A 14,207-nucleotide genomic window follows, 5' to 3' on the forward strand; every position below is an offset into this window, starting at 1 on the left:
AGTGCTTCTTGGGCCGGGCAGTAGACTGGGTAGGGTGAGAGAGCGGTAACGCCGGTAGAAGAGGAAGGAGGCGGCTGTGGGTTTTGCGGTAAGTGGCAGGTATATCCTCAGCCCGGTGGGCACTGAGGATGGAAGCACCTATGTTGAGTTGCAACTTCAGTGCCTGGCCCAGACCTATAACACCCTGGTAGACCCCGAGTTCGGTGCCCGCCAGAGAGCTGCCGCCGAAACCCTGCACCGGGAGTTTGCTGAAAATATTGTAGCCCCCGGTGTACGAGCCTTTTTCGCCTACGAGAACCCCCAGTGGACACCGACTTCCGGCACTTCTTGCACAGTCGGTACCGCTCTTGACTGGGGTAAGCCGGTAGGTTTTGCCCTCTCCCGCCCGGGCCCCCTGCCCTGGGAGTACGAGGTGAACCTGCCCCTAGCGCCGGAAGGCACACGGGACCTCACCCACCTCTACACCCTAGAGTCCGTTCAGGGGACCGGGCTGGGAGCCGCCCTCTTTGATGCGGTACTCTACCCCGACGAGCCGGCCTACCTCTGGTACATCATAGGTAACCAGAAAGCAGTGCGTTTCTACGAGCAACGAGGCTTCGAGCTAGAAGGAAGCATCATTGATTGCGGTGGTGCCTGGGGGAAGGCTCGCACAGCCCGCATGGTGCGCGGGTTGAGCATCGAAAGCAGCGACTAAGCACCCCCTCCGCAGAGCTTAGCTACCCGGCAACCAGTTCAAGTTCAGGCTCAAAAATCTGGATGGGGCTCCCCAGCCCGGTAGCCGGAATATCAGGAGCTCCAAGCAAGCCGCCCAGGTTCTCCAGATGGTCCTGCAAGGTAGCCTCATACACCTTGATCTTATGATCCGGAACAGGAACCGGCGGTTTGCTAGCTCCCTCCTTGGGATGGAGTGGCTCAAGGATCGGGTCAAAAATCTCTACACCCCCGATGTTCATCTCCCCCAGACTATGCTCTACAGCTTGAACCAGATCTTCCGTATCTTGATAGAGATCTGCCGGGTTCACGTCTAAACTCATTCCCGTCATGATCTCCGCCGCTCCATGGGCAGCTCCCATGGCACCTATCGCCCTTTGCTCATCCTGGGTGATATCGGGCTTCTGGGTGGTTCCAGAATAGATATCAGCCTTCACCGATACATAGCCAGCAAAGATTTCTTCAAGCTCCGGGGACGGTTGCTGCGCTTCTGGCTCCTTGCTGGCTATCTCCTGGTACTCCTGTGCACCGTGAATACACCCTGAATCCGGTACAGCCGTGTAGACATGGGACTCATCGGGCTTATAGTCCGGGCGGTCTCCACTCAGCATAGGAACATAATCCTCCCGATGGCGCAGATCAACGTGATGGATGCTATCGCGCACTTTGAGGTGGCCAATTGGGCCAGCCTGGGTCACCAGCCCCTTGACCCTGTAACGGGAATTGATGGTGTCGTTATTAGCGAGGGTAGCCGCTGCGGTAGCTCCCTGGCTAAAGCCCATAAAGGATATAGTTGCCCCCTCGGGGACCCCGGCGTCCTCTATAGCTTTCTCCACCAGAGACATGAGGGCCGTATAGTCTTGCGGGGCAAGGTGCGGGTTACTGCTGGATACAGTGCCAACGGTGCCGGGCCAACTATTGACACCCCCCTTATAGAATCCAGCCAGTGTATCCTCTAGGTTACCCCCCAAAAGATTCCCATCTGTCCCAGGAATAGTCACTAGGTACATGGTTTTGCCCGTGGTGGGGTTAACCAGCTTCTCCACCACAATATGGTCCCACTCCCCCTGGTAGCCCTGGCTAGCCATGTAGGTATCGCCTCTCTCCTCGATCTCCTTGACCTGCCCGAAACGGTGTGTAACGTCCTGCGGTGTGATCGGAACGGGCCCCATAAAGGCTGCTGCCTCGGTTTGATCGGTAAAGAGGTCACCGGTCATCTCCCGCTTGGCGCGTAGCCTTCCGGTCATACCCAGTCGATTAACAAAACCGTTAAGGGTAGAAGCCCCTCTCGCTAGGAGTAAATATCCACCGGGGGTCTTCCGGTAAATATCCAAGAGAGGCAACCCAACTTTTGGGGCACTGCTGCTAAGAACCAGGCCACCCTTGATCACCCTAATTTTGAGACTGTCAACCGTGTAACCGAAGGCAGAGCCATAGGCTAGTGCTAGAGACTTACCCTGATTGGCAGCAACAGTAAATCTGCCCATAAGAGTTAGGGCAAAGGTCTCGGCTTCCTCGTAGGCCTGAGCCGCTTGGCCGACAGCTCGGGATAAGCGGCGCGTACCCGCAACCAGGGCAGTAAGCCCCGTTGAAGTCACACCCAGAGAAGTGAGTGCCTGCGCCCCGTTGCCGCTAGCGTCCAGAGGGGCCAGCAGGGCAACCTGGGAAGTAATGCCGAGTAGAGCGTTCCCCGTCTGATCGTACCGATCGGCAACACCGTTCAACTGGTCAGAAAGCGGCCCGAGTTCAGACATCTCCACCGAGATGCTTGAGCCAAGCGAAAGAAGTTTCTGGTTCATGGCTTTACCTCCCTACTCCGGCTAAGGCTGTGGACACTTGGGCCAGTAGGGGGTTGTTCATGGCCTGAACCAGCTCCGCGTGTAGGCCAGGAACACCGGCCTTCTGTGCGTAGACCACGAAGTCGTCCAATACGTCCTCGATCACTCCCATGCCACTAAGCGCCAGGTCTAAGGCCGCTCCCGCCGCCTTAACCGCCGTCGCAGCGGCCTCAAGTTCAAGGGCAACCATCTCACCAGAAATCCGGATGTGATGGGCTGTTTGGTCAAGCTCGCCCCACAACCGTTGGCCAGCTAAACATTCAATCTCAAGACCTTTCTGGAAGGCACGACCTGCCGCGGAGGTCCACTGCACCTGCCCCGCTACCCGCGCTGTACCGGTTGCGGTGTGCACATGGACAGCTTCACGGCTCACCTGCTCAGCCAGCGAAGCGGCCCAGTTGCGGACTCGCTGAGCCATGTCCAGTGCGCCCGCGCTGGCCTGGGCCGCACCGCTACTGGCCCAGCCTGACCTGCCGGCGGCTTGCGCAATCTCATAGATCGAGGGCATGCCCTACCTCCTCATTTATCGGGGTACCTTTGTGCCTACACCTTAGGGGCCGTAATTCGCACGGTGAGTGGTGGGCAGGTCTGTGGAAGAAAGTCGCCGGGCAGTTCAACCCCACTTTCAGCGGAATTGGTGAAGCAGTGACTACCCATGACACCGCCCTATCCACAGCCTGACCTGTGCGTAGCTCAGCCATACAGCCCCCGGACTGTCCCAAAGCCGCCCCAAAACCGTGCGCGCCGACACGTTCCCATGAGAAACTAGAAATATGTCTCATCGCGAAAACTGCACAACCCTGCCCTCTGGCCGCCACTCACTTACCGGCGCCAATCTAGCCCTCGGTGCTCTGGATGGCCGCTACAAAGCCGCTACCGAGCCGCTTGTTGACTACCTCTCGGAGGCCGCCCTCAACCGTGACCGTGTGCACGTAGAAATTGAATGGTTCATCTACCTCTGTGACAAGCAGGTTCTGCCCGGTCTGGAGCCCCTCACCGATGATCAGCGCACCGGTCTGCGCGCTATCGTCACCGAATTCACCGAAGAATCCGCCGCTGAATTGGCCGAAATTGAGGCCGTCACTGTTCACGACGTTAAGGCTGTTGAGTACTTTATCGCTCGCCGCTTAGAACCCTTGGGCCTGGGCCACCTTAAGCCCCTGGTACATTTTGGGTGTACCTCAGAAGACATCAATAACCTCTCCTACGCCCTAGGCATCAAGGACGCGGTCACTAACATTTGGTTGCCCGCCGCCCGCGGCCTGGTGCAAGAGATTATGAAGCTGGCAGAAGAGGCCCGTGAGGTGCCCATGCTCTCGCGTACCCACGGCCAGCCTGCCACCCCCTCCACCCTGGGTAAGGAACTGGCTGTTTTTGCCTACCGCCTGAACCGGCAGATAAAGCAGGTTGAAAATGCTGAGTTTCTGGGCAAAATCAACGGCGCAACCGGCACCTACTCCGCTCACGTCGTCTCTGTTCCGACCGCTAACTGGCAGAAGATTTCTGAAGACTTTGTGACCGGCCTGGGCTTGGACTGGAACCCGCTGACCACCCAGATTGAAAACCACGACTGGCAGGCCGAGCTCTACTCCTTCATGGCCCACTTCAACTCGGTACTGCACAACCTGTGCACCGATGTCTGGAGCTACATTTCGATCGGTTTCTTCCGCCAAATTCCTGTGGCTGGGGCGACCGGTTCATCGACCATGCCCCACAAGGTCAATCCCATTCGTTTTGAGAACGCCGAAGCCAACCTGGAAATCTCCAACGCCCTTTTGAATACCTTGGGTTCGACCCTGGTGCAGTCCCGGTGGCAACGCGACCTGACCGACTCATCTTCACAGCGCAACATTGGTGTGGCTTTTGGGCACTCTGTTCTGGCAATTTCTAACGTAGTCAAGGGCCTTGAACGCCTGGATATCGCTACCGATGTCATCGCCCAGGATCTGGATGAGAACTGGGAGGTTCTTGCCGAGGCCATTCAGATGGTCATGCGTGCCGAAGCTATTGCCGGTGTTGAGGGCATGGAGGACCCCTACGAACGACTCAAGGAGCTGACTCGTGGTCAGCGTGTGGATGCGGCCCGTCTTAAGGAGTTTGTTGCCGGGTTAGGGCTTTCGCCCGAGGCCGAGAAGCGCCTGTCAGAGCTGACCCCGCGCACCTACATTGGCCTAGCGCCTCAGCTACTGGAGCACGCTACCCGCTAAAGCCCTATCACTAAAGTAATAGTTATGACCGAGTCCTCTGAAGCCCAGCAGATACCTCTGGCGGTGCGTCGCCTGCGCAAGCTCTACGCCCGGAACCCGCTGGCGACCCCGGCGGAGCTCATCCAGCACCTAGGCAACATGTTTGTGCGGGACTTTACCCTGGTGGGGAGCGCCCAGGCAGGTGCCCAGGAGCTGACACCCAACCTGCTCGGAACGGTAACCCGTCACCAGCGAGTGGCCGGGCTGACCCAGGCCGCCGCTCATCTGGGTGCCCTCAAAGAGGGCACTGCCACTTACACTCGGGCGGCAAGCCAGGGGATCCGCACCACCGGGCAGGTGGGTAGTTCCCAGGCCATCAAAACCTACCTGCACGGGGTGGCCCTGATCTATGGCATCCCCGTAACCAATAGTGATGAGGCCGCACAAGCGGTGCTGGGCACCGATGTTAAAGACTTACTGACCCATATTGAGACCGTCCAAGAGCCTACCGGCAGCAGGCCGAGCCAGATCAATGTGCTGGGTGCGGTAGCCGCCATTGGACTGCGCAACCCTCAAACCCTGCTGCTGGTGACGGCAGGTGAGCAGCTTATTAAGGCTGGCGGGGCGATGCTAGCTAACCAGAGCACCCGCAAAGACTTTGCCCAACAGCTGATCGCCCAAGTAGAGCAAACCCTGGGGCAGGCCCCGGCCCAGTTCAGCCATGAGACTTTAGAACTTATGGGGAGCCAAAACCCCACCGCCCAGCCACCACAGGAGATAGCACCGGTAGAGCAGGTGCGCCCCAGCACCGAGCAGGAGTTAGCAGAGGCTAGCGGAGTTTCTGCGCGCGGTGCCCGGCTTGCGGCTCGGGCCTTTGTAAGAGCTCGTGCCGGCTTGCGCAATAAGTAGGTAGAGAAAACCCCGCCACCCTAGCCCCCTAGAGGGCCTGGGCTGGCGGGGTCTAGCCCCCGTGCAGGGAGAGATTCTTACGAATCGAGCTGGGCGGCTTCCTCTGCGCTGGAGCTACCAGCTGCCGGCTCCGACTCCTGCTCTGCAACGAACTTGGGGGCACGGTCCATGTTGAGTGCATCGGGGAAGACAGCAGGTAAGGAACCGAAGGTCTCTTCCACAGCCTTGACAACGTTCTTCCCGAGGGCCAGGTTAGCGCCACCCCCCACAACCGCACCTATACCAAAGGGCAGGGCCCGGCCCATCAGGGCACCAGACTGGCGGGCCAAGAATCGTTTGAAGAACATATTGCGAATTGTGCGCTCGATACTGAAAATCTTGCCGGAGTCCTTGGAGCCCATCATCATGCCCCACTTGCGGGATGCCCCGCCGGTCTTACCTGTGTGGGCCAGAATCGAATTCATGAGCACTGAGCCATCTTCGCCTAGCATGATAGCCATAACCATGAGGCGGGCCTTTTCGGGGTCATCAACGTGAACGCCGTGCAACTCGGCCATAGCCTGGGCGTAGACGGCGGTGCGCTCCATGTAGCCACCTACGGCTAGGGCAGAGAGGCCCAGGGAGGTAATGGTGCCCAGGCCGGGCACAAAGGCAGTGGCTCCTACAGCTCCACCGCCTACGGTGACATCCCGCAGGTAGGCCTTTTCTAGGCGCTTAGCAATTTGCTGGGGGGTTTCCTGGGGGTGCTTCTGGCGCATTTTTTTGAGCAGGGAAAGGACCAGGGGGCGCTGTGCTTTGAGCACGGTATCGACGGTGCGGGTTACAGCGGGCTTAGGCTGGCCGTTGGAATCAAAGGCACTGGATGCGTTGAAGTTGAACATAGTCTCAGCTTACAGCCTGTCTTCCTAGAAACACAGTCTGCTTACTATAGCCGCTGTACGCCTAGGGCGTTAAGGCAGTGGACCTACCTGCTTAAGGGGCCTTGCAGTAGCTCAATCAGTTCGTCGGTACCCAGGGCGGAGGCCGGGTGCGGACCTGCACTAACCAGGCGCGTGGCAGTCTCCGGGGCGAGCGCATCAGCAGACCCCACCAGAATCAGGTTGCCGGCCTGCTTGCCGGTCAGCATGGCGGTATCTGCCAGGCACCAGAGGTGCTCAAAGACCTCAAGCAGGGTACGGGCCTGGGCGCTAAAGAAAGTCAGCCCGGCGTCATCGCCCACATTGACCACCAGCTTACCCGCCGGGGCGAGCACCTGGCGCAGGTCGGTGTAAAACTCAGGGGTGGTCAGGTGGGCAGGGGCCTCCCAGCCAGAAAAAATATCTAGCACCACCAGGTCCACCCCAGCGGGGGTATCAAGCTCCTCTGCCAGCCGGGGTGCGGCGGTCGCGGCGTCCTCGATCAGCACCCGACAGTCGGTGCCCTCCGGTAGGGGCAGCTCTTGCATGACGAAGCTGGGAAGTTCGCGCTCAATGTCCACAGCCAGTTGGCGGGAACCGGGTCGGGTGGCTTGCAGGTAGCGCACCAGGGTCAGGGCACCGGCCCCTAAGTGGGCGGCGGTGATGGGCTGACCGGCTGGGGCTAGTATGTCGGCGAGGTTGCCGATACGGCGCAGGTACTCATAGAAGATATAGCTGGGCCGCCCCAGATCAACGTGGGACTGTTCGGCCCCACCGATTTCTAGGATGTAGCCGGTGTCTGAAAACCCGTCGCGGGCAACAGAGGCCGAAAGCCCCGAGAAGGAAAGCTGGATAGCGCGTGACATGCCCACTAGCTTACAGAGCTAGCGGGCGCACCGCCTACCGGTGAAGAGGTAATAGGCCCGCTAGCCCCTAGTGCAGGTGGCGCAGGTCTTCGTCGGCGGAAAAGCCCTGCGGTTCCAGCTGGAAGGTGGAGTGCTCAATAGAGACCTCAAAATGCTCGGCAACACAGGTTTGCAGGTTCTTCAAAATCTGCACCGTGTGCCCGGAGGTAAAGCACTCATCATCCAAGACAATATGGGCGGTGAGCACCGGCAGGTCAGAAGAAATCTGACTGGCGTGCAAATCATGCACCGCCAGAACGTGCTCCTGGCCCAGCAGGTGACTGCGTACCAGCTCCAGGTCAAGGCCCGGCGGGGTACTCTCCAAGAGCACACTCACCGTCTCACGGAAAAGTTTGACGGTGCGCGGAATAATCAGCAGACCAATCAGCAGGGCAACAAGAGCATCGGCCTGATAGAAGCCGGTGCGCCAAATAATCAGGGCAGAGATAATCACCGCCACCGACCCCAGGGCATCGTTAAGCACCTCTAGAAAGGCCGCCCGCATGTTGAAATTAGAGCGGTCCCCGCCCACCAACACCGCAATCATGATGACGTTACCCAGCAGACCCACCAGACCAAAAAAGAGGACCTCGCGGCCAGGAATCTCTTCCGGGTGCATAAAACGCTGGATAGCCTCATAGAGAACAAACAGGCCAACACCCAGCAAGACCGTAGCCTGGAGCATAGCCGAGATAACCTCCACCCGGCGAAAACCCCAGGTGTGCCGGTCCGAGGCAGGGCGCAAAGCCAGGCGGGTGGCCACCAGGGCCACACTCACCCCCAGGGCATCGGTAAAAACGTGGACGGTATCAAAAAGCAGAGCCAGGGAGCCAGTCAGCCAGGCCCCCACCAGCTGGAAGGCAACCAGCGACCAGGCCATAAGCACCACAAGGCGCAGGCGCTTAAGGTTCTGCCCTCCGGCATGCGAATGTTGATGGCTGTGGGAGTGACCCATGTGTGTGCCCCTAATAGATACCGAAATTATCGTAACTGCCAACCGGCTGGGTGATGTCCGCGTCCAGGTGATCTACCCGGCCAGCGGTATCACCCGATTTAAGTTCAGCAAGGAGGCCCTCCACCGCGGTCCGGCTCCCCTGGGCGACAATCTCCACTGAGCCATCATCCAGGTTCTTAGCGTAGCCCACCAGCCCCAGGGGCTTAGCGATACCCGCAGTCCACCAGCGAAAGCCCACACCCTGAACCTTGCCGTAGACAGTGGCCATGAGCTGCACTTCAATCGGACCGGCGGGATCCTTGCTTGAAAAAATATCGAAAAAACCCATAGCTTCCCTTCCTGACGCTACATCTTAAGGATTACTCAAGGGGCGTGTACCCCAGCTCAGCGCTTTACCCACCAACTTCCCTTAGGTGCCAGCCCCGAGCCAGTTGGTGGGTAAAGCACCCAGCGAGATTTAGCCTCAGGAGCACCCTTGAATAAGCCTTCTAATAGCCCAGCTTAGCGTTAGTGAGCACCGGGATAGACTGCCGGGCGTCAGCCACCCGGGACAGGTCCAGGTCAACCACCAGAATCTCCGGTGCCTCACCGGCCTCCACCAGGGTAAGGCCCAGAGGGTCAACTGCACGAGAGTAGCCAACACCGCGCGGCTGGGTAACATCGGCGCGGGCATCAGCGCTTGCAGGGGAGGCCTGATCAACAGCCAGCACAAACTGGGTAGAGTCCAGAGCGCGGGCAGTGGTCAGCACCTGCCACTGGGCCACCTTACCTTCACCGCCCGCCCAGGACGCGGCCACAACAGTTGCCTGGGCACCTGCCCGCGCGTACTCCGTAAAGAGCTTGGGGAAACGAAGGTCATAGCAGGTAGCTAGCCCTATAACCGTGCCATCGACAGTGATAGTTCGCAGACTCTCCCCCGCTTTCACCCCGTCAGATTCCTTAAACCCGAAGGCATCGTAGAGATGAACCTTAGTGTAGATAGTCTCGGTGCCGGTCTGGTCGTAGGCATAAAGGTTGTTATAGACCCTCAAATCCCACTCATCGGATAGTTCCACCGGGGCAAAACCCCCGGCAACCAGGGTGAGGTAGTGTTCGCGGGCTATCTCAGCCAGAGCAGACCGGAAAGTAAACTCGTGCTGGGCGGCAGCATCGTAGAGACTCCCCCCAAAACACCGCATGGCGGCCTCGGGAAAAACCACTAGCCGCGCCCCACGAGCAGCGGCCAGTGCCGTGTACTCACGAATCGTAGCGATGTTACGTTCAACGTCCTGGGTGCTGAGCATCTGGCAAAGGGCTATCTTCATAGCTCCACTCTAAGCCCATAGACCGGTAGCTTCTAGTTCTTTAGAGACCTGCCTGCTCGGTGAAGGCAGCTACCATATGGTCAGCGCTGGTGGATGAATCAACCTTCTCTACCAGAACCCCGTCTATCACGAAACTGGGGGTACCGTGTACGCCTACCTCATTACCTGCCTCGAATTCGTCCTGAATAAGTTTGAGGCCAGCGGCATCGGGTAGGTCGGCTATAAAACGATCAGTGTTCAGCTTGAGTTCCCGGGCATAGCCGGTAAAAATTTCGGTGAGCTGGGCGATATCTGTAAGACCCTTCCAATCCGTTTGATGTTCAAAAATCTTCCCGCTCATGGCCATATAAGCACCCTGCTTCTCCGCCGCCTGTACCGCCTGAGCAGCCGGAAGAGCGTTTGCGTGCATGGGCAGGGGGAAGTGACGCACAGTAAGGTTCATGGTGCCCGCCAGACGGCGCGCTACCTCACGGTAGGTCGGGTCAGTGCGGGCACAGTAGGGGCACTGTAGGTCGGTGTAGAGGGTAACAGTTGGGGCGCCTTCAAGCACAGTGTTCAGATGGTAGCCAGAATCAGTGCGCACACCTGTTTCAACCGACTGCTCGCCCGCAGGTGAAGCACTTGGGCTGGTTTCTGAGGCCTGGTTACCGCTTGCGGCCTTACTACTCTGTGCGGTTTTCTGGCCTGTCCCGCAGGCAGTCAGAGCCAGCGTAGCCATAAGGCCCAGGGCCGATCGGCGGGGGAAAACAAGCATAAAGCCTCCTGGCTCAATAATAATCTTTGCTCTCACTTTAGAGTCCACCACACCCAGGTTTTATGTCACAGACTGTCAGCAAACAATAGCTCCCATGAGATACCACACAAACGCATGCCCTGCCGCCCTTAAACCCCACCCAAAGGAATAAACTCGAAAGTAAAGATAGGTGGCATACAGCCACCGTGCGCACCAGCCCGCCAGGGACCGCGCACCACCCAAAAACGCCACAAGGATGTAGACCAAATATGACCAACGGCATGTATATCTCAGCCATGAACCAGGGCTCCGGAAAGTCCCTCATCGCTATCGGCCTCGTTGACTCCCTCGTCAAAGAAACCGACCGTGTAGGCTTCTTCCGCCCCGTCTTCAGCGGCGAGATCGAAGCGCAAGACCCGCTCATCCGGCTACTGCGCACCAAATACGACCTGACCGAAAACCAGGCACGTGGCGGTGTCTCCCTGGACCGATGCCGCGAACTATTAGCATCCGGGGATCACGAGGAAATGTCCTCCATCGCCGTTTCCATCTACTCCGACATGGCAAAGCACTGCGACGTCATCATCGTCGATGGCACCGACATGCTCGCCCACAACGCCGCAACCGTTGAATTCGACCTTAACGCCCAGTTCGCCAAGGACCTCGGCACCCCGGTTATCGCCGTGGTTGGCGCGCAGGAATCAAGCGTCTCCGACGTCGTCAACGCAGTCGATGTAGCCCGCACCGAACTGCACGCCGCCAAGGTCGACATCCTGGCCGTCATGGTCAACCGCGCCCGCCCCGAACTGCGCGAAGAAATCCTCAAGAACGTCAAGCGCGGCCCCTCCCAGCGCCCCGTCTACGTGCTCCCCGAACTACCCGAAATCGCCCTGCCCACCGTGGCAGAAGTTGCCGGTAGCCTCAACCTAGAGCACGACGGCATGAGCCAAGACTTCCTGGACCGCGACATCCACGACATCAAAATCGCGGCCATGACCGTCTCCAACTTCCTCTCCCAGTTCACCGACGGAGACTTCGTTATCGTCCCCGGCGACCGCTCAGACATCATGGTCGCAACCCTAGCCTCCGCCCTCTCCCCTACCTTCCCGGCCCCCTCAGGTATGCTCCTGACCGGCGGCCTGGCCGGTGAACTCAAGGGCGACACCGCCATCGGCCAGCTGGTTGAAAAGGCCCCCTTCCCGGTCTTCTCCACCCAGCTCGATACCTTCAAGGCAGGCCGGGCCGTCTCACGTATTCGCGGCCAGCTAGCCCTAGGCCAGCCCCGTAAAATTGCTACCGCCCTGGGTGAATGGTTCCGCAACGTAGACGAAAAAGAACTCTTTGAGCGCCTTAACCTGGAACGCCCCGCCACCATGACCCCCCTGCGCTTCTTGCACAACCTGATCGAGAAGGCCCGCAGCGACCGCCGCTCTATTGTGCTGCCCGAAGGCTACGACCCCCGTATCCTGCGCGCCGCCTCCATCATCGTGCGCCGTGACTTCTGCGACCTGGTTCTGATTGGCAACCCCGCCAAGATTGCCGAAATCTGCCAGCGTGAATCCATCGACCTGCCTCTGGCAGAAGAGGGCAAGCGCGGTGTTACCATCATCGACCTGGACGAGAACCCCTACACCGATGACTTCGCCGCCACCTACGCCGAACTGCGCGCCCACAAGGGTATGACCCTGGAAGGCGCCCAGAACCGCATGATGGACCCCTCCTACTTCGGCACCATGCTGGTCTACAAGGGCATCGTGGACGGCATGGTCTCCGGCGCGGTTAACACCACCGCCAACACCATCCGCCCCTCCCTGGAGTTCATCAAGACCCGCGACGGTGTCAAGGTTGTCTCCTCGGTCTTCCTCATGCTCATGGAAGACCGCGTGCTGGTCTTCGGTGACTGCGCGGTCAACCCCAACCCCAACTCCGACCAGCTAGCCGACATTGCCAAGGCTTCTGCCGAAACTGCCCGCCAGTTCGGTGTAGACCCCAAGGTCGCCATGCTCTCCTACTCCACCGGCACCTCCGGCTCCGGGGCGGATGTAGAAATCGTTGTTGAGGCCACCGACAAGCTCCGTGAAACCAACCCCGACTTCGCTTTTGAAGGCCCCATCCAGTTCGACGCTGCCTCCAATATGTCCATCGCCTCCTCCAAACTGCCCGGCTCCCAGGTAGCTGGACAGGCCACCGTCTTCATCTTCCCGGACCTGAACACCGGCAACAACACCTACAAGGCTGTTCAGCAGACCTCCGGTGCTGTCGCCGTTGGCCCGATTCTGCAGGGCCTGCGCAAGCCCGTAAATGACCTGTCCCGTGGTTGCACCGTTGAAGACATCATCAATACCGTAGCGATCACCGCTATTCAGGCACAGACCCTCTAAAGCCCGCCAAACCAAAGGAAAACATACATGCTCGTTCTCGTAATCAACTGTGGCTCATCATCGGTCAAGTACCAGGTGCGCGACACCTCCGCTAGCGGCGAAGACAACCAGGTCATCGCTAAGGGCCTGATCGAAAATATCGGTGGGGCAGAGATTCCCACCCACACCGAGGCCCTGGACATCATGGCTCAGGCCCTAGTGGAACCCCTGCACGGCAAGACCATCGACGCTATTGGCCACCGCATCGTCCAGGGCGGCGACGTCTTCTCTGAGCCCGTCCTAGTCACCGATGAGATTATCGCCCAAATTGACGAACTCTCACCGCTGGCACCCCTGCACAACCCCGCCCACGTTCTGGGTCTCAAGGCCGCGCAGGAAACCTACCCCGGTGTCCCCATGGTCGCTGTCTTTGACACCGCCTTCCACGGCACCATGCCCGAGCACGTCTACCGCTACGCTGTGCCCCAAGAACTGGTCGAGAAGTACGGTGTGCGCCGCTACGGCTTCCACGGCACCTCCCACGACTACGTGACCGGCATTGCCGCCGACTTCCTGGGTCTTGACCGTTCCGAGTTCAACGGTGTCATTGCCCACCTGGGTAACGGTGCTTCCATTACCGCCGTACAGGGCGGCAAGTGCCTGGATACCTCTATGGGCTACACTCCCCTGGCTGGCCTGGTCATGGGTACCCGCTCCGGAGACATTGACCCCTCGGTTCTGACCTCAATTATGATGCGCGACCCCGAGATGACTCCCGCTAAGATGGATGCCCTGCTCAACAAGGAATCCGGCCTGCTGGCTATTGCTGGCAACAACGACATGCGCGCTGTTGTTGAGGCAATGGAAGCTGGCGATGCCCGCGCTCAGCTGGCCCTGGACATGACCTCCTACCGCCTGGCTAAGTACATCGGCGCCTACCACGTTGCTGTGGGCGGCGCGAAGGCCCTGGTCTTTACCGCAGGTATCGGCGAGAACTCCCACCAGTTCCGCCAGCTGGCCGTAGAGCGCTTAGGTGCCCTGGGTATCAAGCTGGATGCTGAGGCCAACAAGGTACGCAGTGACGAGCCCCGACTGATTTCGACCGCTGATTCTGCTATCCCCGTTCTGGTGGTTCCCACCAACGAGGAGAAGGCTATCGCGGAGGCAACCGCCGCACTGGTCGCCTAACCAGCCTCTCGGCAAATGCCACGCTGTGCCCGCGCCCTGAACTATCAGGGAGCGGGCACAGCGCCTTTAAGACTTCTATAAGGTTTATTCAAACAGCACCTTGCTCAGCGCTCTATCAGCCAACATCCCTGAACGCCAGACCCGAGCCAGTTGGCTGATAGAGCAGTGAACTGGGACACCGAACGTTTGAATGCCTCAAGGGATGTGGGATACTTGCCCTAC

General features: G+C 59.2%; 13 protein-coding genes. 5 read left to right on the forward strand and 8 right to left on the reverse strand.

From position 1 onward, the window contains the following. The first annotated feature begins 76 nt into the window (after positions 1-76). Positions 77-694, forward strand: a complete 618-nt coding sequence (locus tag ACN08Y_RS02785) for a GNAT family N-acetyltransferase (protein WP_419098929.1) — start codon at positions 77-79, stop codon at positions 692-694. Positions 695-716: 22 nt separating this feature from the next. Here ACN08Y_RS02785 and ACN08Y_RS02790 read toward each other — a convergent pair whose 3' ends face one another. Next, on the reverse strand, positions 717-2,510 hold the full coding sequence (locus ACN08Y_RS02790) for a WXG100 family type VII secretion target (protein ID WP_419111771.1): 1,794 nt from the start codon (positions 2,508-2,510) through the stop codon (positions 717-719). Positions 2,511-2,514: 4 nt separating this feature from the next. Then, positions 2,515-3,057 carry a hypothetical protein gene (locus ACN08Y_RS02795; protein WP_419104098.1) on the reverse strand — a complete coding sequence of 181 codons (543 nt, stop codon included), beginning with the start codon at positions 3,055-3,057 and terminating at the stop codon, positions 2,515-2,517. Between the two features lie 265 nt (positions 3,058-3,322). Between ACN08Y_RS02795 and purB the strand changes: the two genes are divergently transcribed. Then, on the forward strand, positions 3,323-4,756 hold the full coding sequence (purB, locus tag ACN08Y_RS02800) for an adenylosuccinate lyase (RefSeq protein ID WP_419111772.1): 1,434 nt from the start codon (positions 3,323-3,325) through the stop codon (positions 4,754-4,756). Between the two features lie 24 nt (positions 4,757-4,780). Then, on the forward strand, positions 4,781-5,644 hold the full coding sequence (locus ACN08Y_RS02805) for a hypothetical protein (protein WP_419111773.1): 864 nt from the start codon (positions 4,781-4,783) through the stop codon (positions 5,642-5,644). A gap of 77 nt (positions 5,645-5,721) precedes the next feature. On the opposite strand, the gene ACN08Y_RS02810 is transcribed toward ACN08Y_RS02805, so the two are convergent. The 6 genes from ACN08Y_RS02810 to ACN08Y_RS02835 form a co-directional block, all read right to left on the reverse strand. Further along, complete coding sequence (locus ACN08Y_RS02810; protein ID WP_419098924.1) at positions 5,722-6,525, reverse strand: di- and tripeptidase; 804 nt, start codon at positions 6,523-6,525, stop codon at positions 5,722-5,724. A gap of 83 nt (positions 6,526-6,608) precedes the next feature. After that, positions 6,609-7,406 carry a spermidine synthase gene (locus ACN08Y_RS02815; protein WP_419111774.1) on the reverse strand — a complete coding sequence of 266 codons (798 nt, stop codon included), beginning with the start codon at positions 7,404-7,406 and terminating at the stop codon, positions 6,609-6,611. A gap of 67 nt (positions 7,407-7,473) precedes the next feature. Next, positions 7,474-8,400 (reverse strand): cation diffusion facilitator family transporter, encoded by a 927-nt coding sequence (locus ACN08Y_RS02820; protein ID WP_419098920.1) that lies wholly within the window; start codon positions 8,398-8,400, stop codon positions 7,474-7,476. A gap of 10 nt (positions 8,401-8,410) precedes the next feature. Beyond that, the gene (locus ACN08Y_RS02825) at positions 8,411-8,728 is read right to left on the reverse strand and encodes an acylphosphatase (RefSeq protein ID WP_419111775.1); all 318 of its coding nucleotides are present in this window, start codon (positions 8,726-8,728) and stop codon (positions 8,411-8,413) included. A gap of 160 nt (positions 8,729-8,888) precedes the next feature. Further along, a complete protein-coding gene (locus tag ACN08Y_RS02830; protein ID WP_419104093.1) occupies positions 8,889-9,704 on the reverse strand; it encodes a nitrilase-related carbon-nitrogen hydrolase in 816 nt (271 codons plus the stop codon). A 40-nt stretch (positions 9,705-9,744) separates the two neighbouring features. After that, on the reverse strand, positions 9,745-10,458 hold the full coding sequence (locus ACN08Y_RS02835; RefSeq protein WP_419111776.1) for a DsbA family protein: 714 nt from the start codon (positions 10,456-10,458) through the stop codon (positions 9,745-9,747). Positions 10,459-10,706: 248 nt separating this feature from the next. Between ACN08Y_RS02835 and pta the strand changes: the two genes are divergently transcribed. Both pta and ACN08Y_RS02845 read left to right on the forward strand, forming a co-directional pair. Next, positions 10,707-12,818: a phosphate acetyltransferase gene (gene pta, locus ACN08Y_RS02840; protein ID WP_419098916.1), complete on the forward strand. Its 2,112-nt coding sequence runs from the start codon at positions 10,707-10,709 to the stop codon at positions 12,816-12,818. A gap of 27 nt (positions 12,819-12,845) precedes the next feature. After that, positions 12,846-13,985, forward strand: a complete 1,140-nt coding sequence (locus tag ACN08Y_RS02845; RefSeq protein ID WP_419098915.1) for an acetate/propionate family kinase — start codon at positions 12,846-12,848, stop codon at positions 13,983-13,985. The last annotated feature ends 222 nt before the right edge of the window (positions 13,986-14,207 follow it).

The sequence above is a fragment of the Rothia sp. P5764 genome (assembly GCF_048512965.1).
Classification (GTDB): domain Bacteria; phylum Actinomycetota; class Actinomycetes; order Actinomycetales; family Micrococcaceae; genus Rothia.